General features: G+C 45.3%; 24 protein-coding genes. 9 read left to right on the top strand and 15 right to left on the bottom strand.

Annotated elements, in window-relative coordinates:
* Positions 1–145: 145 nt before the first annotated feature.
* The 4 genes from R7Q46_RS11960 to R7Q46_RS11975 all read left to right on the top strand — a co-directional run bounded on the left by R7Q46_RS11960 (position 146) and on the right by R7Q46_RS11975 (position 2991).
* On the top strand, positions 146–871 hold the full coding sequence (locus tag R7Q46_RS11960) for an NUDIX domain-containing protein (RefSeq protein ID WP_005373953.1): 726 nt from the start codon (positions 146–148) through the stop codon (positions 869–871).
* A gap of 32 nt (positions 872–903) precedes the next feature.
* Positions 904–1557, top strand: coding sequence for an isochorismatase family protein (locus R7Q46_RS11965; RefSeq protein WP_017635129.1), 654 nt, complete (start codon positions 904–906; stop codon positions 1555–1557).
* Positions 1558–1586: 29 nt separating this feature from the next.
* Positions 1587–1943 carry a VOC family protein gene (locus R7Q46_RS11970; protein ID WP_042523322.1) on the top strand — a complete coding sequence of 119 codons (357 nt, stop codon included), beginning with the start codon at positions 1587–1589 and terminating at the stop codon, positions 1941–1943.
* Between the two features lie 154 nt (positions 1944–2097).
* Positions 2098–2991: a DMT family transporter gene (locus R7Q46_RS11975; protein ID WP_005373960.1), complete on the top strand. Its 894-nt coding sequence runs from the start codon at positions 2098–2100 to the stop codon at positions 2989–2991.
* Here R7Q46_RS11975 and R7Q46_RS11980 read toward each other — a convergent pair whose 3' ends face one another.
* Positions 2992–3732 carry a DNA-binding transcriptional regulator YciT gene (locus R7Q46_RS11980; RefSeq protein WP_213871468.1) on the bottom strand — a complete coding sequence of 247 codons (741 nt, stop codon included), beginning with the start codon at positions 3730–3732 and terminating at the stop codon, positions 2992–2994.
* 217 nt (positions 3733–3949) lie between these two features.
* Here R7Q46_RS11980 and R7Q46_RS11985 point away from each other — a divergent pair, with 217 nt between their 5' ends.
* Positions 3950–4429 (top strand): peptide-methionine (S)-S-oxide reductase, encoded by a 480-nt coding sequence (locus tag R7Q46_RS11985; protein ID WP_005388723.1) that lies wholly within the window; start codon positions 3950–3952, stop codon positions 4427–4429.
* A 38-nt stretch (positions 4430–4467) separates the two neighbouring features.
* On the opposite strand, the gene R7Q46_RS11990 is transcribed toward R7Q46_RS11985, so the two are convergent.
* From R7Q46_RS11990 to R7Q46_RS12005, 4 genes are all read right to left on the bottom strand, one after another.
* Entirely contained in the window at positions 4468–5523 is a 1056-nt protein-coding gene (locus R7Q46_RS11990) for an NAD(P)H-dependent flavin oxidoreductase (RefSeq protein WP_213871469.1), read from the bottom strand.
* A 187-nt stretch (positions 5524–5710) separates the two neighbouring features.
* Positions 5711–7114: an ethanolamine permease gene (eat, locus tag R7Q46_RS11995; RefSeq protein WP_005388719.1), complete on the bottom strand. Its 1404-nt coding sequence runs from the start codon at positions 7112–7114 to the stop codon at positions 5711–5713.
* An 11-nt stretch (positions 7115–7125) separates the two neighbouring features.
* On the bottom strand, positions 7126–8010 hold the full coding sequence (eutC, locus tag R7Q46_RS12000) for an ethanolamine ammonia-lyase subunit EutC (protein WP_213871470.1): 885 nt from the start codon (positions 8008–8010) through the stop codon (positions 7126–7128).
* Positions 8003–9415 carry an ethanolamine ammonia-lyase subunit EutB gene (locus tag R7Q46_RS12005; protein ID WP_318077525.1) on the bottom strand — a complete coding sequence of 471 codons (1413 nt, stop codon included), beginning with the start codon at positions 9413–9415 and terminating at the stop codon, positions 8003–8005. Before R7Q46_RS12005 ends, eutC begins: the two co-directional genes overlap by 8 nt.
* Before the next feature lie 184 nt (positions 9416–9599).
* Between R7Q46_RS12005 and R7Q46_RS12010 the strand changes: the two genes are divergently transcribed.
* Positions 9600–10550, top strand: a complete 951-nt coding sequence (locus R7Q46_RS12010; RefSeq protein WP_005373973.1) for a helix-turn-helix domain-containing protein — start codon at positions 9600–9602, stop codon at positions 10548–10550.
* Between the two features lie 44 nt (positions 10551–10594).
* On the opposite strand, the gene R7Q46_RS12015 is transcribed toward R7Q46_RS12010, so the two are convergent.
* A complete protein-coding gene (locus R7Q46_RS12015) occupies positions 10595–11122 on the bottom strand; it encodes a TetR/AcrR family transcriptional regulator (RefSeq protein WP_005373975.1) in 528 nt (175 codons plus the stop codon).
* A gap of 122 nt (positions 11123–11244) precedes the next feature.
* Between R7Q46_RS12015 and R7Q46_RS12020 the strand changes: the two genes are divergently transcribed.
* Positions 11245–11466, top strand: coding sequence for a hypothetical protein (locus R7Q46_RS12020; RefSeq protein WP_017635120.1), 222 nt, complete (start codon positions 11245–11247; stop codon positions 11464–11466).
* 98 nt (positions 11467–11564) lie between these two features.
* Here R7Q46_RS12020 and R7Q46_RS12025 read toward each other — a convergent pair whose 3' ends face one another.
* Both R7Q46_RS12025 and R7Q46_RS12030 read right to left on the bottom strand, forming a co-directional pair.
* The gene (locus R7Q46_RS12025; protein ID WP_005373979.1) at positions 11565–11936 is read right to left on the bottom strand and encodes a VOC family protein; all 372 of its coding nucleotides are present in this window, start codon (positions 11934–11936) and stop codon (positions 11565–11567) included.
* Positions 11937–11995: 59 nt separating this feature from the next.
* Positions 11996–12886 carry a LysR family transcriptional regulator gene (locus R7Q46_RS12030; protein ID WP_213871471.1) on the bottom strand — a complete coding sequence of 297 codons (891 nt, stop codon included), beginning with the start codon at positions 12884–12886 and terminating at the stop codon, positions 11996–11998.
* Between the two features lie 109 nt (positions 12887–12995).
* On the opposite strand from R7Q46_RS12030, the gene R7Q46_RS12035 reads away from it, so the two are divergent.
* A complete protein-coding gene (locus R7Q46_RS12035; RefSeq protein WP_213871472.1) occupies positions 12996–13607 on the top strand; it encodes a LysE family translocator in 612 nt (203 codons plus the stop codon).
* 130 nt (positions 13608–13737) lie between these two features.
* Here the strand turns inward: R7Q46_RS12035 and R7Q46_RS12040 are convergent, their stop codons facing one another.
* The 3 genes from R7Q46_RS12040 to R7Q46_RS12050 all read right to left on the bottom strand — a co-directional run bounded on the left by R7Q46_RS12040 (position 13738) and on the right by R7Q46_RS12050 (position 15975).
* On the bottom strand, positions 13738–13947 hold the full coding sequence (locus R7Q46_RS12040; RefSeq protein ID WP_115386481.1) for a hypothetical protein: 210 nt from the start codon (positions 13945–13947) through the stop codon (positions 13738–13740).
* 105 nt (positions 13948–14052) lie between these two features.
* On the bottom strand, positions 14053–15651 hold the full coding sequence (gene groL / locus R7Q46_RS12045) for a chaperonin GroEL (RefSeq protein WP_053304624.1): 1599 nt from the start codon (positions 15649–15651) through the stop codon (positions 14053–14055).
* 33 nt (positions 15652–15684) lie between these two features.
* Positions 15685–15975, bottom strand: coding sequence for a co-chaperone GroES (locus R7Q46_RS12050; protein WP_005373989.1), 291 nt, complete (start codon positions 15973–15975; stop codon positions 15685–15687).
* A 267-nt stretch (positions 15976–16242) separates the two neighbouring features.
* On the opposite strand from R7Q46_RS12050, the gene R7Q46_RS12055 reads away from it, so the two are divergent.
* The gene (locus tag R7Q46_RS12055) at positions 16243–16593 is read left to right on the top strand and encodes a rhodanese-like domain-containing protein (protein ID WP_025768015.1); all 351 of its coding nucleotides are present in this window, start codon (positions 16243–16245) and stop codon (positions 16591–16593) included.
* A 93-nt stretch (positions 16594–16686) separates the two neighbouring features.
* Here R7Q46_RS12055 and R7Q46_RS12060 read toward each other — a convergent pair whose 3' ends face one another.
* The 4 genes from R7Q46_RS12060 to R7Q46_RS12075 form a co-directional block, all read right to left on the bottom strand.
* Complete coding sequence (locus tag R7Q46_RS12060; protein ID WP_005388696.1) at positions 16687–17085, bottom strand: GFA family protein; 399 nt, start codon at positions 17083–17085, stop codon at positions 16687–16689.
* 252 nt (positions 17086–17337) lie between these two features.
* Complete coding sequence (locus tag R7Q46_RS12065; protein WP_005373992.1) at positions 17338–17601, bottom strand: DUF3012 domain-containing protein; 264 nt, start codon at positions 17599–17601, stop codon at positions 17338–17340.
* 194 nt (positions 17602–17795) lie between these two features.
* Positions 17796–18815, bottom strand: a complete 1020-nt coding sequence (gene fni / locus R7Q46_RS12070; protein ID WP_005373993.1) for a type 2 isopentenyl-diphosphate Delta-isomerase — start codon at positions 18813–18815, stop codon at positions 17796–17798.
* Between the two features lie 238 nt (positions 18816–19053).
* Positions 19054–20853, bottom strand: a complete 1800-nt coding sequence (locus tag R7Q46_RS12075) for a cation:proton antiporter (RefSeq protein ID WP_005373994.1) — start codon at positions 20851–20853, stop codon at positions 19054–19056.
* Positions 20854–20953: the final 100 nt, after the last annotated feature.

Raw genomic sequence — 20953 nt, forward strand, 5'->3', positions numbered from 1 at the left:
TGAATAAGTCAGAGTCATCCGTAAATTTATGCTCAAACCGTATTACGAACACTACCAAAAACGTTTCTAACAACTCGTTACTTACCCATTGATTGACCACTTGTTATGCGCTAGATTACTTACAAATCAATATTAGGACCCAACCATGATCGTATCTGTCGACATTATTCCATTCAGGCTATCTGGCTGTGCCGATAAGGGATTGGAAGTGTTGTTGATTAAACGTTCAAATCCAAATCGGCCATACCATGGAGTCTGGGCACTACCGGGCGGATTTGTCTTTGATAAAGACTTAACCAGTGAAGGCGGACGCCCGGCCGATGAAAACTTTGAAGCGGCGCGTCGCCGAATTTGCCGTGAGAAAATCCATACCTACCCTCGCCATTTTAGCGAAGCATTTATCGACGGTGATCCAAAGCGCGATCCAGAAGACTGGAGCTTAAACATTACGCACTACGCCTTAGTTGATCGTAACAATGTAGAGCAAATAAATAATGCAGGTGTACCGGAATGCCAACTTAAATGGTTTTCGCTACAGGCTATTCTCAATGGAGAAGAAACCCTCGCATTTGATCATCAAAAAACCATTGAAAAAGCGTGGCAAAAGCTTCGTGCATCCATTGAATACACATCGGTTCTTTTGTTTGCATTAGACAAAGAGTTTTTGGTTGCGGACATCATTTCTGCTTATCAAGAGTTTGGTATTGATATCAGCCGAATGACGATTAAGCGCCGCTTGATAGATTCAGGCGTACTAAAACCCACTAATAAAGTCGCTTCAACCAACAAAGGCAAAGGTGGAAAACCCGCAATGGTATATACGCTGACTAGCGACGAAGTAACCTTTTTTCAAAACTGTTTGCGTGGATAAACGCAGACAATCAGACAGACAAGGAGTCTGCCATGACTGTTCGAGTAAACTATCAAACTACAGCAGTGATCGACGTTGATCCAGAGAAAGGCTTTAGTGAGTTATGTCCAAATGAACTGCCCGTTGCAGGTGCGTTGGAAATCGTACCGGAGCTTTTGAACAATCATGCCAAAGGCCGATTAAAACTGGTCAGTCGTGACTTACACCCACCAAAAGCAAAGTGGGATGCAGAATCGCCATCCAATATGCTTGAGCCCGTTGGTTTACCGAATGTGGATATAAAGTGGAACCGTCACTGTGTGCTTGGCACAACAGGTTCTGAGCTGCTAGATGGCTTACCACCCGTGTTGGACTATGATTTTCAAGTTAATAAAGGTATGGATCCTGACGCACACCCTTACGGTATTTTTTTCCATGATATTGCCGACACCAAAACGACAGGCGCGCATGAATTTCTAAAGTTCAACGGGATTGATACCTTAGTTATCGGTGGCCTTGCCTTGGACTTTTGCGTGAAAAAATCCGTCATGCAAGCGCTGGAACTTGGCTACAATGTGGTAGTTAATCTTGCTTCAACTCGAGCGGTGCTGCCTGATAATGTAGAGAATGTGCTGACAGAGCTCAGAGATAATGGCGCATTATTTGTCGAGAAAGCGGACGACATCATCGTAGAAAAGTTCGCCTAGAAACGATAGTAACCGAGAAGGATTTCACCATGCATCAACATGAAAAATTGAATTACGTTGAATTTGGTTCCACTAATGTCAGTGCGACCAAACAATTTTTTGAGCGTGCTTTTGACTGGAGCTTTACCGATTATGGTCCAGAATATTCTGCATTTTCAGGACAAGGGTTGGATGGCGGATTCTTCAAATCTGAGTTTATAAACCAAACCGCAAATGGTGGCGCACTTTTAGTATTTTATAGCTCAGACATTCAGGCCACTCAGACAAAAGTAGAGCAGCATGGTGGAAAAATTATCCGCCCTATTTTCGAATTCCCCGGCGGCTGTCGATTCCACTTCACTGAACCGAGTGGAAATGAATTCGCAGTATGGTCAGAGAGCCATTAAGTCATCACAAATCAACAACACACCATCAACGTGAGCCCAAGCTAGCCAGATCCGGAACTGGCATTACATTTCTGGTTGACCTCATCCTTGGTTTAATTCACTGTTAGCGCAACAATTAATCGATGAGGCGCTAGACCTCGACCAAGGATGTCAAATGACTGCCGTCAGTTTTTTTCGCTTACTCTGCCTCGCTGCTATTTGGGGTGGCTCGTTTCTGTTTATGCGAGTCGCCGCCAACACATTCGGGCCAGCTTACTTAATCGAATTTCGAGTTACATTTGCCGCCGTCGCTTTGTTATTGATCGCCGTATATTTGAAGAAGAAACTCACGTTAACTGCGCATACTAAACACTTCTTTATTATTGGCTTATTCAATAGCGCAGTTCCATTTTTACTCTTTGCGTACGCAGCCCAGACCCTGAATGCATCAACTTTAGCAATATTGAACTCAACCGCCCCAATATGGGGAGCACTAGTTGGCTTTGTTTGGTACCGCAGCCCACTCACAGCGAAATCTGTTCTCGGTATGCTAATAGGCATTGGAGGCGTTGCAGTCTTGGTCGGCTTAGATACTTCAACCATAGGTGAAGAAGCCATGCTCCCTATTGCCGCCAGTTTGATGGCTTCTTTCAGCTATGGCATTGCTACCAACTACACTAAAAATGCGCCACAAGTACCTGCTTTTGACAATGCTCACGGCAGCATGTGGGCGGCGGTTATTTGGGTACTGCCGCTGCTACCATTCTTACCAATGCGTGCAGAACCAAGTCATTTCGAATGGAGCTCTGTTGTCACGCTCGGCGTTGTATGCACAGGGTTCGCTTATTTGCTCTATTTCCGCTTAGTTTCTGATATCGGCCCAGCGTCAGCACTGACTGTCACTTTTCTTGTTCCTGTTTTTGGTATCTTATGGGGCTACTTGGTGCTAGATGAGCCCGTCGGCTCTAACACCATCATTGGAACAATTCTAGTGCTTAGCGGCACTATGCTAGTCACCGGTTTCTCCCCAACAGCAATGCTCGCGAAGCGAAAACGAAGCGTGGCTTAATCAGCCTAATATGACTTCCACACCTCGCTTTTTGATTTGTTCAAGGTCACTTTTCGGAGCGGCTTTGTCAGTCAGCAGCACTGATATTTCGTCAGTCTTACCAATTGATGAGGGATAAATCTGCCCAAATTTACTAGAATCCGTTAGAACAATATTGCGCCTTTTTTTCGCAATGATGGTTTCTGCAATCTCAGCGCGCATCATGTCGCGGCTAGTAAAGCCAGTGTCTTGATGGAAGCCGTCAATACCCAAAAAGGCTGTGCTGAAATGAATGTTCTCAATACACACCTTAGTCAGCGGTCCGACCAAACTCTCGCCTTGGTGCTGATATACGCCACCAAGCAAGATAATGTTGGCAGAAGTGTTACGGATGAGATGGGCGATATACGCCGATGGCGTAATGATGGTCACATCGCCGCGCTCAGCCAATGTCCGAGCCAACAACGCATTGGCACTGCCTCCTTCAATCAGCACTGTCTCATTCGGTGCGACCAAATCCGCAGCTTGGTTTGCGAGCGATTGTTTAATATCGAAACGTACTTCTAGGCGGGCATCAATGTCATCACTTTGCAACGCGGTAGCTGCGCCGTGAATGCGCTTTAGGTAGCCCTGTTGCTCCAGAAAGTTCAAATCCTGTCTGATGGTCACACCCGACACGCCAATGATGTCAGAAAGCTCCGTGACTTGAACGCGTTTACGGTCGTTCACTAATTGCAGGATTTCATTTTGTCTTGGGTTCACAGGTTCGCTCCTTATTGATGGGCTTACAGTATACTCACCTGATGTTTCATATGAAAAGAAATTGAAAGTAAAAAGGAAAAAACGCGTGGTCTGATTAGCCAAGCTGTACCTTGCGAATCTCGCTCCCATCAACAGATAATAGGGCAACGGAAATGGGATAGAAGAAGAGGGGTTAGCTCCCTACATCCCAACAACGGTAAAGACTAGGATAAAAGTGATGGAAGAAATTTACTTCGCTGGCGGCTGCCTTTGGGGCGTGCAAGAATTTATGCGCCACCTTCCGGGCGTAATCAACACAGAAGCCGGGCGAGCAAATGGCACAACGGATAACACTCAATCCGAATACGATGGCTACGCAGAGTGCGTGAAAACCCAGTTCGATGCTGAGCAAGTTTCGGTTGAAACTTTAATGGGGTATTTGTTTGAGATAATCGACCCTTACAGCGTTAACAAGCAAGGTGAAGACGTAGGTGAGAAGTACCGTACTGGTGTTTATAGCCAAAACGAACAGCATCTCACCATCGCGAAAGCGTTTATCGCAGCACGACCGGACGCCGACAAGATCGCCGTAGAAGTACTGCCACTCACAAATTATGTACCAAGTGATGATGAGCACCAAGACAGACTCACAAACTTTCCGAATGATTACTGCCACATCCCATTAGATTTACTACATAAATACAGGGATAACTCGTAACCATTCAGTCAGCATCGCTTTAAAAGGCAAGATGCATATCAGTTAAAATCGATGCCTTCCATTAATGACAATGTCATTTCTGCCGCCGATATTTCCTTACAACCCGACGAGTTTTGTCCGCACCACAACGGTGTGAATTCATCTCGGTTTTGCTTTTCCATAAGCGCTCTTAGTTGAGCCATTTCAATGGAGGCGTATGGGAATTTCGGCGCAAACTCACTGATGTAGCCTAGCTCCGACATTGCGCGATTCACAATGCCTCTCGCTGGTCGGCCCGAGAAAACATTGGTCACAGCGGTATGTTGCGCGCGTTCACTGGCAATGGCATATCGATGTAAAGACGATGTTTTCGCCTCATCACACAACAAATAGGCGCTGCCAACTTGAACGGCACTCGCTCCTAATCTCAACGCGGCTTCCACCCCTCTTCTATCAGCGATTCCGCCTGCAGCAATAACAGGCAAATTCACCCGTTTGGCGATTTGTGGTAATAACGCAATCAAACTTAATTGAGTAGTTAAATCATCCGATAAAAACATACCTCGGTGTCCACCAGCCTCCAAGCCTTGGGCGATAATACCGTCAACGCCTTTTGCTTCTAGCCAAAGTGCTTCGTCCACCGTGGTCGCTGACGAAAGGATCTTCCCTCCCCACCCTCTAATTCGAGCTAACAGATCATCGTCTGGCAAACCAAAGTGGAAACTGATCACTGGCGGTGCAAATGGTTCAATCGCGTCAGCAATATCATGATTGAAAGGCATCCTTGTCGGAGCGTTTGGCTGAGCCTGAACGGTTGCATCAACCTCGGAAAAATACGGTTGCAGCGTTTTTTGCCACTTTTCGTGCTTGTTGGCGTCATACTCCGGCATTTCATGGCAAAAGAAATTGAGGTTAAACGGTCGGTTAGTTGCCTGCTTGATAAGTTGAAGTTCTTTTACGATGGCGTCTTTGTTCAGCATTCCACAAGGTAACGAGCCAAGCCCGCCAACATTACTGACGGCTATGGTCATTTGGCTGTCTTGCACACCGGCCATTGGCGCTTGAATAATCGGTAACTCTGTTCCCAAAAGTGTATTAAATACCTTGTTTATCATGCTCTTTCCTTGAAAACTTAACCTTTACCTGTGATGGATCTGCGCCATCGTTATCCAGACTAGACTTTCACATGATTAACCGCTTATAAAGTTAAAGTGATGCATTTGTGCGCTATGCACTTTTGATAGAAATGACAAAGGGAGCCTATGGCTCCCTTAATATGCTGAATAACAAGAATCAAAGTGACTATCGTACGACATCTGATTCAAGCTCTAGCTCTGCTACAGACAGCATGGCAAACTCTTCCTCGGCGGTTGCTGCCACCAGTTTGTTGCGGCTGTATAACCCATAATAAACACCACCGATAAGAAACAATCCCATTGTCATGAAAAAGGCTGAGGGATCAAAAGCATAAACACCTGTCATTGCGATCAAAGAAAGCACCAGAGAAATACTCGACGTAATTATCCCACCAGGCGTTTTATATGGACGAGTTAATTCCGGCTGTTTAATTCGCAATAAAATATGGCTCAAAGACATTAAGGCGTACGATACAGTCGCACCGACAACAGCCATCGCCAAGATTAAGTCCCCCTCACCCGTAAGTGAAACCAAGAACCCAAAAACGCCCGGAACCAAAAGCGCACGAGAAGGCACTTTTTTGTCACTGGTTAATGACAAAGTTTGCGGTAAATAACCCGCGCGGGAAAGCGCAAACACCAAGCGACTGTAACCATAAATGATTGAAAAGAAAGAAGCGATAAGGCCAGCCAATCCAAGTAAGTTCACGGCCATTGCTACCGTTGAATTGCCCGTAAGCTTTAGGGCGTCAACTAATGGCACCGCGCTATCGCCTATGACCTTTGAGCCAACCGCACCAGCCAAAAGGACGACTACGAGAGTTGCGGTTAGCAATAAAAACAGCATCGCACCAATGATGCCTTTGGGAACATCTTTTGCCGGATTTTTTGCCTCCTCTGCCGCTAAAGGCACACCTTCAACCGCAAGAAACAACCACATTGCAAATGGCAACGCAGCCCATACGCCATACCACCCAAACGGCAAGATTTCTGTTGCCTGAGCCGTCGCCGGAGCAATATCGAATAAGTTATTAACGTCAAAGTGATCAATAAGCACAGCAGCAGTAATGAGAATAGCTAGCACAGCCAAACCGCTGATGACCATCATTACTTTGAGAGCTTCGCCTACCCCTGCCATATGAATAGCGATAAAGACGGCGTAGAAAAGTGCGTAAACAACAGGGCCATCGATACCAACCAATTCATTCACTGCTGAGCCAATAAAAATCACTATCGCAGCAGGCGCGAGCGCATATTCAATCAAAACTGATAAGCCAGTGAAAAAGCCGCCTGTCGGCCCCATCGCCTGTCTTGCGAAGCTGTAACCACCACCCGCAGCAGGAATCGCCGCAGACATTTCAGCTAAAGACAATACTAGCGTGAAATACATTATTGCCATCGCGATAGCAGCAATAAGAAAGCCTCCCCATCCTGCTTGAGCGATGCCAAAGTTCCAACCGGCAAAGTCACCAGATATAACATACGAGACACCTAAGCCAGCAAGTAAAATCCAACCTGCGGTGCCTCTTTTTAGCTGCCTTTTGGCCAAGTACTCCTGATGTTTAGACATAGTAAATCCTTCTACTTTGATGAAATTAAAAAGTTGTCGCTGTGTTTATCTTCAATGCTTGCGCCACTTGGCTCATTGATATCTGAGCGATCTTTCAGATTCACTCCTGACAGTTGTAATTTTCGAGCTTCCTTGAGCAAGTAAAATGCGCGTTCACAGGCATCGTCATAGTTGAGCCCCTGAGGGCGCACATTGGAAATGCAGTTTCTTTGGGAATCTTTAGAGCCTCGTTTAGCCCCCCAAGTGAGATACATACCCATGCTATCCGGAGAAGTTAGGCCGGGCCTCTCTCCAATTAAAACCAGCACGGCCTTGGCGTTAAAACATTCACCAACATCATCCCCTACCGCTACTCTTCCTTGCTTTACGATTGTGATAGGTGCGAATTTCCATTGATGTTCATCATCAGCGCTTAAAAGAGAAATCAATCGAGTAACAACAGGCACGGCATGGTTTTGAATTGCGACGGAAGAAAGTCCATCAGCAATAACAATCGCAAGATCAATGTCAGTGTTATGCTCATTTGCTATCGAGTTGAGCGTTTGCCAAGAAGATTCATCGAGTTGCCTTCCTAAATCGGGCCTTTGCAGGTACATAAGCCGATCACTCACTTGGCTGCTCACTACCACTGGAGGCTCTAAGGTATTTTCAAGAATCGAGTAAGAGTCCGACAAACCAGCAACGAGAGACTCAATATTCAAACTGCAATGCACTGCATCCATAGCTTGGGCGTGATCCAGCTGAAATGAGAGTAACTCGTTGGTTGGTACACTGTTCCCGCTACGACCCAGAGCGATCCGAGCAGAGGTGAAGTCGCGTAACTTGCCCCACGGGTTGTGTGTGACAACTTCAGACTCATCTTGTGGGGACTGAGCAATGGTGATTACTTTACCCATGAGAATACCCCTTATTCAGTTGGTTAATTGCTCCCGAAAACGAGCGAGAGATTTGCTCACTTAACCGAACGTCTTGCACGCTCTCGAAAATCTGCATCTCCATTAACCATTGTTCAAACTCTGGTGCTGGCTTCAAACCGAGTACTTTTCTTGCGTAAAGGGCATCGTGAAATGAGGTAGTTTGATAGTTGAGCATGATGTCATCAGACCCTGGAATACCCATGATGAAAGAGCACTCGGCCACACCTAATAGTGTCAGCAAGTTATCAATGTCATTCTGATCGGCATAGGCATGATTGGTGTAACAGATATCGCAACCCATAGGTAAACCAAGCAACTTCCCACAGAAATGATCTTCAAGCCCAGCACGAATGATCTGTTTGCCATCAAACAGATACTCAGGGCCAATAAACCCAACGACAGTATTAACCAACAAAGGATCGAACTGTTTCGCGACAGCATAAGCGCGGGCTTCACAAGTCTGTTGATCGACCCCATGAAATGCATTCGCAGACAGCGCTGTACCTTGTCCGGTTTCAAAATACATCACATTGTTTCCTACACTACCTCGATTCAAAGACAACGCGGCTTCATGGGCCTCTTTCAAAATCGACAAGTCGATTCCGAAGGTATCATTCGTCCCTTGCGTGCCGCCTATCGACTGAAAAACGAGATCGACTGGTGCACCCATTTCAATGGCTTCGATCGTGTTCGTGACATGAGTTAACACACAAGACTGAGTCGGTATTTGATAGTGTTGAATCACCTCATCCATTAAGTTCATTAACTTAATAGCTTGAGGTACATTATCTGTTGCCGGATTGATACCGATAACCGCATCGCCATTTCCGTACATCAGACCATCAAAAATGGTCGCTGCGATACCGTTGAGAGAATCAGTGGGATGATTCGGCTGTAAGCGAGTAGACAGGCGACTCGGCAAACCAATCGTATTCCGAAAAGCCGTGACAACTTGGCATTTTTTAGCAACGAGAATCAAATCCTGGTTGCGCATAATCTTACTGACTGCGGCCACCATTTCTGGTGTTAAACCTTGACGAATTTTAGCCAACGTTTCACCATCGGCTTCTTCACTCAGCAGCCAATTTCGAAAATCTCCGACCGTCAAGTGCTCAATCGGCTTAAAGGCTTCAAGGTCATGCGTATCGATAATTAGGCGAGTGATATCGTCGCTTTCGTATGGAATAACCGCCTCGTTAAGAAACGTTTTAAGTGGTAACTCAGACAGCGCCATTTGTGCGACTACACGTTCTGCCGCTGACTGAGCACAAACCCCGGCTAACGCATCGCCTGAGCGCTCCGGTGTCGCTTTCGCCATCAAGTCAGCTAATGACTTAAAGGTATAGACTTTACTTCCTTGTTGCCGACGATAAGTTGTCGTCATTGCTCTTCCTCTTCACTATTCGGTTCGCTTTTTGCTGAACTATCAATAAGCTTTAAGAAAGTATTGCCAAATGTGTTCCGTAGCGTTATCAAAAACTGGCAACATTTATAAACCAATAATAAACAATGAGTTATATAAATACTGCTCCAACATGACTCACAAAAAAGGAATGAGCATCACAAGGATGAGTAACCAAATGCCCCAAACTGCACCAATGCTGTGCATCCATCACACTAAGGATGCAAACCAACAAGCTGCGAGTCTGATAAACTGGCAACAGGAATATGACCAACTCAGCGATGGTCGATTTTTAGGTCAAATTCGAGAACGACGATTTCCCAATTTCCATGTATTTCGTGAAGACAGTAACCGCTCGCTAAGACAGCAATGCAGGGTTGAAGAGGGAGGTATTTGGTTGGGTTTGAGTGCGGAAAATAAGCCGCTACACCTAAATCACAGTCAGTTTAATTCAAGCCAACTTTTGCTTAGGCAAGGTGGCGCTGATTTTGAGTTAATGACACCGGAGCAGTTTTCTATCTATGGAATAGTGCTCGACAAAAACTTCGTTCACATCATAGAAAATCAACTTGAGCTTGGGAGTATCCAAAACAACACATTACACTTAACGGGTTTGACGGAAAAACACATTCAACAACTTAAATACTACTTAGGCACGTTACTTGGTTCCGCCGAGCCAAGATGGTCTGAAACCACACATCAAGCAATCTTAAAAGATATTGTGCTGGAGTTGTTCTCACTCAGTTCACTGCACACGAGCCATCCGATATCAATCTCTCATCGTCAACACGTGATGCACCGTATAAAACAACAGCTACAGGATCTAGACTACCGTACACCGATAACCGTCAGTGAACTGTGTGACGCAGTACACGTCAGTCGTCGCACACTACAGTACACCTTTGAACATTGCTGTAATACTTCCCCAAAGCAGTTCATACATCGAATGCGCCTGAATCAAGTACGTAGAGTGCTACAAAGCCCTGAAGATAATCGAACAATTGCAGAAATCGCTTTTGACTTTGGTTTTTTCCATCTCGGGCAGTTCAGTCAAAGCTACAAGCGGCTATTTGGTGAGACGCCAACTGAAACGAGAAAATGGGAGCCCAGCAAATAAAATGACAGGCAGTATATTCTTTCAGATCCTGCGTTGGGGCCATGTTATGCAGTCGCAATGATTTGCTGAAACTTAGCATGAAGCTCTTCAAGTGCCGCTTCAACATCCGGTTCTGCACGGCTCAAGTGCGAGATTAACGTCATAAAATAGCAGTCAAAAATCAGCGGTATTTTTCCCTCAAGGACGGAGCTTCCGTTTACAGATTGAAACAAAGCTTGGTTAAACGACTGATAATAATCCAAATCCCAAATCACCTCTTTCAACAAAGCTCGGCTCAGCTCAACGTTCGCAAAATAGTAGCGATAGTATTTCTCCGTCAGCGCCAAACCAATGTCGATATCGGTTTTACCTTCCACACTGACTAGCGTTTCTTGGCTGATCTGTTGCAGTTGCGCCAGCATCCCTTCGCGCAAAATCGACAGTTTAGTCGGGAAATGGCTGAACACTGTGCCATCGGCTACTCCTGCTTCTCTCGCTATCTGCCTTGTGGTCGTCATGTCATAGCCATTTTGAGCAAAAGATGCCCATGCGGCTTTTAGAATTTTATCTCTGGTTTGTTGTCGCTTCGTCATTGATGTGTCTGCTTAATGAGCCTGAAAGGATCATACCTTGCGTGGTTGAGATTGACAAATTGAGCGCGCTCATTTATAAAATTGAGCATGCTCATTTTATATAAAAACAAAAGGAATCGCTCATGTACGTATTAAACAAACTAGGCCAAGGATTGATTTTCTTCCCGACCATCTTCTGCTTTTCGTATATTTTAAGACCGATATTAATGGTCATCCTTATTCCAGGAGGACTCGCACTTTTGGCGTTAATCGGTGGCGCAGAAGTCAGAGCAGAACTCAAAGCCATGCTGCTTGAGGAGTTTTTTGGCGTTAGCCCATCGCACACCACCTCGAAAAAGGCGTGAGTGCGCTACAAACGTTGGCAAGGCTAAGTAAAAAAGAAAACGCGCAGATATCGAGATCTCAATACCTGCGCGTAGATGTGGTGAAAATAAGACTGGCGTTAGTCAGTATTCATGTTCTGACCAATTCGCCATAAAACGCCGCTAGGGTCAAACAAACAACATTCGCGCATGCCCCAAGGTTGCTCGACCAGCTCAGTCAAACGCGAACCAAATTCTTCATGACCCACTTTGGATAAGTGCTGATGCCAGCTTTCTGCGTCTTCTACGAGCAAGTGCATCATGAAGTTATTGCCGTGTTCTGGCTCATAAAAATTCTGTAAAAGAAACGCGCAGCTACCTTGAGAGAAGTATGCTACATCACCGAAGTCCGATGCCATTTCAAAGCCAATCGCCTCATAAAAGCGTTTTGATAGCGCGTAATCTTTCGCCGGAACAAATGATTTGATTTCAACAATATTGAGGTTTTCCATTTCCAATTTCCTAAGCCTTTTTCCATAAAACTGACTGACGTAATCTCGCTCTATGCCTTCTATTCGCCTTGCGTAATCTGCTGTGATGACAGTGGCACACACTCTGCCATTTGCGTTTGTAACCACGTGATAAATTTATGTTCGAGTTCTGTACGCTTTTTATCTTGACTCAATAAAACGTAATTGCAACTTGATGGAGAAAACCCAAATGGTGCGACCAAATTACCACGCTTAATATCGTCCATGACAAAAGGATACGATCCCATTGCGACGCCTAAGCCATCCACCGCTGCTTGTATGCAAAAATAAAAATGCGTGAATGATTGCTGAGTGTTGCCGTTGAAAGTTTCACAACGTGTTGATTGCTGCCAATCCGCCCAAGCATTCGGTCTGGTTTGGCTATTCAACAATCGAGCTGCTTTCAAATTGTCTTTAATGGATTGCCAATACTCAGGAGAAAATACCGGCCCCACCCACTCTTCCACAAGAATGGTTTTGTCGTAATCGTGATGCTGCGCAAAATCGTCTCGACGAATCGCCATCGAAAGCCCAGTTGATCCTAATGTTACCGGGCCACCAGCCGTCGACAAACGAACATCAGCACGGTGTTCATCATTAAACGCGGCCAACCTTGGCATCAACCAGCGCATGGTTAATGTCGGTTCACAAGACACTTCAAGATGCTGATGCTTCTCTTGAATAAGCGTATTCACGCCTGTTTCTAGCGTTTGGAATGCCGTTTCTGTGTATGTCTTGAGTAATTCGCCTTCTGCCGTCAACACGACTTTCCTGCCCTCTTTGAAGAACAAAGGTTGAGACAGATATTGCTCAAGTTGCTTGATCTGCTTACTCACGGCTCCGTGGGTAATGTTCAGTTTGTCAGCCGCTTCAGTGTAGCTTGAAGAACTCGCCGCAACGTGGAAGACATAAAAAGATTTCAGGTGACGCATCTGTGAGTTTTTCTCACCAATATGGGAATGTTTTTCGATTATAGTCAGTAATAAAGACGCCTACAATTCCGCTACATCCCAGACTTCATCATTCAAACAGGAAATCGATATGGAATTTGTAACTCTTGCGTTATTAGGTGTGCTTATTGTCATTAGCCCTGGCGCAGACTTTGTTTTGGTATTAAGAAATAGCTTAAATCAAGGACGAAAAGCAGGCGTATACAGTGCGATTGGTATCAGCATGGCGATCAGCATCCACATCGCTTACTCCATGCTAGGGATCAGTTACTTAATTTCACAAAATGAATGGTTGTTTAATCTCGTGCGCTATCTTGGGGCCGCTTATCTTGTCTACCTTGGGATTAAAGGAATATTCTCCTCGCAGCCTGCGTCAAACTCAGAAACCATTCAACAGAGCGAGTATTCAATGTGGCGATTTTTCATTCAGGGATTTCTGTGTAATTTACTCAATCCCAAGACGATGCTGTTTTTTCTGAGTATTTTTAGCCAAGTGATTTCTCCCGACTCTAGTCAGCAACACATCGCCTTGTTTTACGGGATTTATATGATTGCGCTGCATGGTATTTGGTTTTCTATCGTTGCTGTTTTATTCACGTCACCCCAACTACAAGCTTTCTTGTTGAAGATTAAGCATCGACTCAATCAAGCATGTGGGGCGGGATTAATCATTTTCGGCGCGATGCTGGGCTTAAAAGTGTAGTACGCTTGCGGTCCGATTACCCCAGTTCAAATTGATCATTGAACAAGTGGCAGTAATCAAATAAAAATCTGCATTATCAATACCTTAAATTAGAAAAAACAGCCAACGTGCGCTGGCTGTTTCGATACAGTTAATGGATGACCCGAGCGTCCCCTTTAAATAACTGAGACAGATCGATAGTGAATATCGTCACCGTCGGACGTTTAGGCAGAGCATTTTCGATCGAAAACTCTGGCCCAGCTGGAACGAGGGGGAAGTGAATAGCAGTCGGCCACGTTGACGAAGCTTCATTACCGCCCGGCTCAGATATTGAGAAAGAAAACTCAGGTAAACGGGTCATAACACTTACCTCAAATGACTGATTAGCGGGCTCAAGCGAGCCCGCTTAGGTTTTGCAATGTTATTGTTATTTTAACGCTTACTTAATCACTAACGGTTGATGACGTTAGATATCAAGTTCTTTGTCTTCAACGTGGTTGGTGATCATCGCTTCAGTGGTGATCATCAAGCCAGCAACAGACGCTGCGAATTGAAGCGCTGAACGTGTTACTTTCGCAGGGTCCAAGATGCCCATTTCGATCATGTTGCCGTATTCACCTGTTGCAGCGTTGTAACCGTAATCGGAATCACCAGCTTTGACAGCGTTCGCCACAACAGAAGCTTCGTCACCTGCGTTAGTTGCGATTTGACGAAGAGGCTCTTCCATTGCACGTAACGCAACTCGGATACCCACGTTTTGGTCATCATTGTCGCCTTTTAGATCCGCCAATTCTTTCGCGATCTTAGTTAGGGCAACACCACCACCAGCAACAATACCTTCTTCAACCGCTGCGCGAGTAGCGTGTAGTGCATCGTCCACGCGATCTTTCTTCTCTTTCATCTCAACTTCGGTTGCAGCGCCGATCTTGATCACCGCTACGCCGCCAGAAAGCTTCGCAACACGTTGTTGAAGCTTGTCTTTATCGTATTGAGAGGTGGTTGTTTCGATTTGTTTTTCAATCGAAGCCACACGATCAGCAATCGCGCTTGCTTCTGCTGCGCCACCCACAATGGTTGTTGTGTCTTTGGTGATGGTCACTTTCTTCGCACTACCTAGTTGCTCTAACGTTGCTTTTTCGAGCTCTAGGCCGATTTCTTCAGAGATGACCGTACCAGCAGTTAGTACCGCAATGTCTTCCATCATCGCTTTACGGTTGTCACCAAAGCCAGGCGCTTTCACCGCGGTCGCACGCACGATGCCGCGCATGTTGTTCACAACCAATGTCGCTAGCGCTTCACCTTCGATGTCTTCAGCAATGATCAATAGCGAGCGAGAAGATTTCGCCACTTCTTCTAGTACAGGCAATAGCTCGCGGATGCTGCTGACTTTTTTGTCCACCAATAGGATGTAAGGGTTGTCTAGCTCTACGCTGCCATTTTCTTGGTTAGTGATGAAGTATGGCGACAAGTAACCGCGGTCAAATTGCATACCTTCAACCACAGACAATTCGTTGTTTAGACCTTGGCCTTCTTCAACCGTAATCACGCCATTGCGACCCACTTTCTCCATCGCTTCTGCAATGATTTCACCGATCGCGCGATCGCTGTTTGCAGAAATGCTACCCACTTGGGTGATGGATTCTTTGTCGCTGCATGGCTTAGACATTTCACGTAGTTTCTCAACCGCCGCTTCAGTGGCTTTGTCGATACCACGTTTTAGGTCCATTGGGTTCATGCCAGAGGCTACCGCTTTAAGACCTTCATTGATGAAAGATTGCGCCAGTACGGTAGCGGTCGTTGTACCGTCCCCCGCTTCATCATTCGCTTTGGACGCCACTTGTTTCACCATTTGTGCGCCCATGTTTTCGAACTTATCTTTCAGTTCGATTTCTTTCGCTACAGACACGCCATCTTTGGTGATGGTTGGCGCGCCGTAAGATTTATCAAGCACAACGTTGCGGCCTTTCGGGCCTAGTGTCACTTTTACTGCGTCCGCCAGTAAGTTCACACCTTTCAGCATTTTTTGACGTGCGTCATTAGCAAATAATACGTCTTTTGCAGCCATGGTTATCTCCTCAAAAAACTACTACAAAAATAATTACTCAACGATTGCTAACACATCAGATTCGGACAGAATTAAGTATTCTGCGCCGTCAATTTTCTCGGTTTTCACGCCGTAACCGTCATTGAAAATGATTTGGTCGCCCACTTTGACTTCCATCGCAGCGCGTTCGCCATTTTCAAGACGTTTACCTAAACCAACAGCAATGACTTTCCCGCGGTTTGATTTTTTCACCGACTGAGAAGTTAAAACGATTCCCCCTTCAGATTTATTTTCCACCTCTTGTCTTTCAACAATTAGCTTGTCATTTAAAGGACGAATTTTCATTTTTAAGTGCCTCCTACTTGGAACCAAAAATAAAAGACAAAATAAACATCAAGATGGATTTGCGAGTCGACAGCTCGCTTTCGATGAAAATAATAAGGTCGAAAAATGAGAGTTCAAGAGGTGAATTTGATAAAAATTTTTTATTAAATTAAATAAAATTTTCTATCGAATTATCGCATTCACAACCACTTAGCATCTCTTTATGATGGAAAATGTGCTCAATCAAATCTAGAGTGGTTACGTACTCTTAAAAAGGATAATCAAACAATGAAAAAGGCCGTATCTCTATTTCTTGCAACGTTATGCGTTGGCTTCCTCTCACCCAACGTGTCAGCTTCTGAACGCGCTGAACAAGGTTGGCAATTGATTGACGAGGGCGCGATGATTGTCGATGTGCGCACGCCGCAAGAGTTTTCTGAAGGGCATTTGGATAATGCCGTCAACTTCCCTTTATCTGAACTTGATAAACATTTTCAAGACGTCGATAAAGATCAAGCTATCGTGTTGTACTGTCGCAGTGGTAACCGCTCTGGCAAAGCGTATCAATACTTACAATCGCAAGGCTTTACGAATCTGCACAATGCAGGTGGCTTTGAAGAACTACAAGACGCCAAATAGTCGTCTCCGTTCTAATATACAAAGTAAAAGCACAGAGCGCGTCGCAAGCGTATTGTAACGCGCTCTGTTTCTAAATACTTATCTACAACAACTCTATTTTGGCCCTGCATCAAATTGAGTCAGGTTATCCGATATCTCGAGCCACGGCGCTTTCGACGCGACAAAAATATGGAAATCAGGCTTGTGAGAAGGTGTGTCATCCAAGATACCAAGGCGAATATTGACGATCCCATTGTTCTTTTTCGAATACAGACTTGATCCGCAGTGGCGACAAAAGCATAGCATGGTATTTTCGCTTTTCTGATAAGTTTGAATATCTTCTTTCCCTTGGATAATAAGCAGTTTATCCAACGCAATACCACCGGCAGATGAATAGTCAGAACCTGTGAACTTGCGGCATTCAGAGCAATGGCAATTTCCCATGTACTTGAATTCATCTGCCACTTCCAACTTTACCTTGCCGCACAGACATGAGCCTTTTAGTACTTCCATTTGAATTCCTTTTTGTTATGAATCTAATTGAATTAGATGGCTATCTCGACACCATGCCACTGCAATACGAAAAATTAAAGACAGGCAATACAGGTTTTCAAAAATGAAACGAAAATGTAAAACATTCCATTCAGAGGGAAGTGCGCTCGACACGTGAAAAATCGAGCTATTTTAGATACAAAAACACCAAGCAATAACGCTTGGTGTTTACCTCACAGAATGTCGCCTCAGAAAAGGCGCGTTCCGCTGTGCTTAAAAAATGCAGTGTTTAGTAAAGCTGGTCGCTTCGTTTGCAGTCCAGTCACCTTTCGGCTTATCTTTCAGGTTTTCACACCATTGCTCGCTGCCGACACCATCTTGCAGAACACAATGCTTTGCAAAGTCTACCGCGTTGTCTGCTGTCCATTCTGTTTTTGGCTTATCGCGCATGTCGTTACACCAGCCTTCAGTGCCCACTTCATCACTACAAGCGGTCAAAGCAGAAGCCGCCAACATCAGCATGACTAGTTTTTTCATAAATTTAAGGTTCCAGTTGCAAACAATAGTAAAATTAAACTCAATCTCTTCAACACGTGCCCATTCAAGTGTCTGAATAAAGGCGTCACTAGCTGAAGTGACTTTTGTATCAACTATAACGAAATTATCAGTCTACGTGTTAAGACATCGAAAAATTATTGAGCGACTCTGTGTAAAGCGCGCCATTCTAAAAGCTATAGGCAGCGCGCTTTTGTTAGCTCACCAACCTTAAAAGAGCCAGTACCAAAGCACGTTAAACGCAGCTCTAATGCCATTTGTTCAAAGTGATCGACGACAGACTGCGTGCTGATCGTCGCAGCTTTTAATACCGCACCAGCTTGCCCAATGAGATTAGCCCCCAAATGAATGGCTTTCGCCGCTTCAAGTCCGTTATGAACACCTCCCGAGGCGATCAAGGGTAATGTAGGATGCAGTGCGCGGATTTGAGCCAAACATGTTGCTGTAGGGACACCCCAATCGCGGAAAAGCTCGGCTGCACGCTGCATTTTCGGATTATCTTGGCAATACCCTTCAACCGCACTCCAGCTTGTGCCACCCGCGCCCGCAACGTCAATTGCATCCACACCAGCATCAATTAATCGCTGCGCAACGTGTCCGCTAATACCAAAACCGACTTCTTTGATAATGATAGGAACCTTCACGCGAGATTTAAGCATCTCAATTGCCTGGAAAACACCAACCCAATTGTGGTCGCCATTTTTCTGAAACGCTTCCTGCATTGGATTAACGTGCACAAACAAGGCATCGGCTTGAATCGCCTCAACCGCACGTTGCGCATTATCGAGTTTACCTTTATCGAGCAATTGAGCGGCTCCAAGATTGGAATACAACGGTACTTCTTTCGCCAACTCACGAATGGTTTTACCCAAGCCCGAATGCTGACTTTCTTCTAAGCTAATCCGTTGCGAGCCCACACCCATGGCAATACCTAATTCACTTGCTGCTTCAGCTAAACGACAATTGATCGTTTCTGCGTCTTTTGCTCCGCCAGTCATCGAGCTAATCAAAAACGGTAGCGCTAATTGATGACCAAGAAACTCTGTCGATAAATCGATCGCGTGAAAGTCACATTCTGGCAGCGCACAGTGTTCAAACTCGACAGACTCAAAACCCGCCGTTTTATGCTTCATGCTCATATCATGATGTAAAACAGCATCTAGGTGTAAATCTTTTCGGTTAGTTTGCGGAGCCATAATGTCACCCTAAAGTAAAACAGTCGCGCAGTATTGCGATCCTTATCAGTAACGTCAATGCGAATTTTGTGAATTTGCCGGATTACTTTTCCGAAACGAGTAATGAATCTCGACTGCCCCTGACATTATAAGAAAAGAAACTCGCTTTCCGTTTTAAACAAGCCGGCAAGTTTCTCTTCAAATTGAGATAATCAGCGTACGATACCCATGATGAAAATGGATCACATTGCTCTGTAGTTTACTTTACGCTGTCCGACAGAATTAGCGACACAACAGTGCTTGTCGTCGTTGGTTCAAACTGTTCGGGATCATCACAGAATTGAATTTTTCCTTTTTCTTCTACATGGAACAGCGGTACAACTGAACTACCTTTGTGATGCGCTAAATAATCTTGATACGTGAAGTTATCGCTCAATTTCGTGTGTTTAACCTCTGCACCACGACTTAACATACTGGCTAGCTGGGTATAGCTTACATTGCCGCCCATCAGCAATTTACCATGGTACTCCTGAGCCACGGAGTGCTTCTCGCTGCCATTGCCGTTGGTTTTCACTTTTTGTAAGCAGTGAACTTTATCTTCCCCAAACTCGTCGACGAATTGCATGCAAGCCATAATGTTGAAATGCTGATCGGGCGTTAATGCAACCACTTGTCCAACTCCTATCAAGTTCAAGTTGTCGTCCGCGTGACTAGAAATAGGGTTGCCGTAATAGTAATCCAACCCCAACATACGAACCTGACTGATGTACTCCCAGTTTGAGTCAGTCATTAATACGCGGCGGTCATAACGCGCCAGCGCCTGCCCTATTTCTCTTGCTACTCGGTTAGCACCAATCAACAAGAAGCCGCGTGGTGCTGGCTCTGCAACGCCCAACGTCAGCGCTACAGGACGTGCCGTCGCACTTTGTAACACGACCGTTCCTATAATCACCATGAAGGTCATAGGGACCAGTAAAATCGCTTCATCAATGCCGTATTCGGTCAATTTGATCGCGAAAAGAGACGAAATCGAAGCAGCAACAATACCGCGCGGTGCAACCCAAGACAAAAACAGCTTATCTTTAAGACGCAAGTTGCTGCGGAAGGTTGAAAGAAAAATCGATAACGGACGCGACACTAACTGCATAAATACAAACAACAATAACGCACCGCTACCTAGCGCAGCAAAATCATCCAGACTGATTCGAGCCGCAAGGAAGATGAACAATCCGGTGATCAGTAAAATGGTTAAATGCTCTTTAAAGTGCAGAATTTGCTGAATATTGATGTCTTTAGCGTTTGCGAGCCACATACCCATTACGGTGACGGTTAGTAACCCAGCTTCAGACTCAATGTGGTTAGAGACCGAAAATACACCTAGAACCACCATCAAAACCGCAAATGGCTGCAAATATTCCGGTAGCCAAGAGCGACGCATGATCGTCGCAACTGCATAGCCTGAGGCCGCACCTAGCATGACACCGACAGCAATGATCGTCCCAAACACTTCGACGCTATTTATCGCGCTGTGAGATACGATAAACTCGTAAACCATCACAACAAAAAGCGCACCGAGCGGGTCAATCAAAATCCCTTCCCATCGCAAAATGTTAGCAAGCGTACTGTTAGGTCTTACGGTTCGTAGAAGTGGCACGATGACCGTCGGCCCTGTTACTACGGTTAAGCTGCCGAACAACATGGCAAGCTCCCAAGTAAAGCCGAGGAAATAGTGTGTTGCGATACTGGTCGCCGCCCACGAAATGATCGCCCCGATGGAAACAATGCTCCATACCGAACCACTCACGCCACGAATTTCTTTAAAATTTAAGGTCAAACTGCCTTCAAATAAAATCACTGCCACCGCCAAAGAGACCAACGGAAAGAGCAAATTACCTAATATCTCATCAGGATTTAACCACTGCATAAATGGCCCGACGATCAGCCCTGCCAACAACAAAAATAAAATCGCTGGCAAACGCAATCGCCAAGCTAACCATTGGCAACCTAAACCAATAACCCCAACCGCTGACAGCACCAGCGCTTCATTACCCACTTGCATCAATAATTACCTGTTTTTGTCTTTTTTCGCGTGAATGCGCTATACCCGAATACATTCAGCCTTACGGTCAAAGAGAAACAACCGAACGTGCAAATCAAAC

The sequence above is a fragment of the Vibrio sp. 811 genome, from assembly GCF_033339195.1.

Coding starts and splice junctions, on each gene's coding strand:
- R7Q46_RS11960 (WP_005373953.1), top strand. CDS start 146: ATGATCGTATCTGTCGACATTATTCCATTCAGGCTATCTGGCTGTGCC.
- R7Q46_RS11965 (WP_017635129.1), top strand. CDS start 904: ATGACTGTTCGAGTAAACTATCAAACTACAGCAGTGATCGACGTTGAT.
- R7Q46_RS11970 (WP_042523322.1), top strand. CDS start 1,587: ATGCATCAACATGAAAAATTGAATTACGTTGAATTTGGTTCCACTAAT.
- R7Q46_RS11975 (WP_005373960.1), top strand. CDS start 2,098: ATGACTGCCGTCAGTTTTTTTCGCTTACTCTGCCTCGCTGCTATTTGG.
- R7Q46_RS11985 (WP_005388723.1), top strand. CDS start 3,950: ATGGAAGAAATTTACTTCGCTGGCGGCTGCCTTTGGGGCGTGCAAGAA.
- R7Q46_RS11990 (WP_213871469.1), bottom strand. CDS start 5,523: ATGATAAACAAGGTATTTAATACACTTTTGGGAACAGAGTTACCGATT.
- eat (WP_005388719.1), bottom strand. CDS start 7,114: ATGTCTAAACATCAGGAGTACTTGGCCAAAAGGCAGCTAAAAAGAGGC.
- eutC (WP_213871470.1), bottom strand. CDS start 8,010: ATGGGTAAAGTAATCACCATTGCTCAGTCCCCACAAGATGAGTCTGAA.
- R7Q46_RS12005 (WP_318077525.1), bottom strand. CDS start 9,415: ATGACGACAACTTATCGTCGGCAACAAGGAAGTAAAGTCTATACCTTT.
- R7Q46_RS12010 (WP_005373973.1), top strand. CDS start 9,600: ATGAGTAACCAAATGCCCCAAACTGCACCAATGCTGTGCATCCATCAC.
- R7Q46_RS12015 (WP_005373975.1), bottom strand. CDS start 11,122: ATGACGAAGCGACAACAAACCAGAGATAAAATTCTAAAAGCCGCATGG.
- R7Q46_RS12020 (WP_017635120.1), top strand. CDS start 11,245: ATGTACGTATTAAACAAACTAGGCCAAGGATTGATTTTCTTCCCGACC.
- R7Q46_RS12025 (WP_005373979.1), bottom strand. CDS start 11,936: ATGGAAAACCTCAATATTGTTGAAATCAAATCATTTGTTCCGGCGAAA.
- R7Q46_RS12030 (WP_213871471.1), bottom strand. CDS start 12,886: ATGCGTCACCTGAAATCTTTTTATGTCTTCCACGTTGCGGCGAGTTCT.
- R7Q46_RS12035 (WP_213871472.1), top strand. CDS start 12,996: ATGGAATTTGTAACTCTTGCGTTATTAGGTGTGCTTATTGTCATTAGC.
- R7Q46_RS12040 (WP_115386481.1), bottom strand. CDS start 13,947: ATGACCCGTTTACCTGAGTTTTCTTTCTCAATATCTGAGCCGGGCGGT.
- groL (WP_053304624.1), bottom strand. CDS start 15,651: ATGGCTGCAAAAGACGTATTATTTGCTAATGACGCACGTCAAAAAATG.
- R7Q46_RS12050 (WP_005373989.1), bottom strand. CDS start 15,975: ATGAAAATTCGTCCTTTAAATGACAAGCTAATTGTTGAAAGACAAGAG.
- R7Q46_RS12055 (WP_025768015.1), top strand. CDS start 16,243: ATGAAAAAGGCCGTATCTCTATTTCTTGCAACGTTATGCGTTGGCTTC.
- R7Q46_RS12060 (WP_005388696.1), bottom strand. CDS start 17,085: ATGGAAGTACTAAAAGGCTCATGTCTGTGCGGCAAGGTAAAGTTGGAA.
- R7Q46_RS12065 (WP_005373992.1), bottom strand. CDS start 17,601: ATGAAAAAACTAGTCATGCTGATGTTGGCGGCTTCTGCTTTGACCGCT.
- fni (WP_005373993.1), bottom strand. CDS start 18,815: ATGGCTCCGCAAACTAACCGAAAAGATTTACACCTAGATGCTGTTTTA.
- R7Q46_RS12075 (WP_005373994.1), bottom strand. CDS start 20,853: ATGCAAGTGGGTAATGAAGCGCTGGTGCTGTCAGCGGTTGGGGTTATT.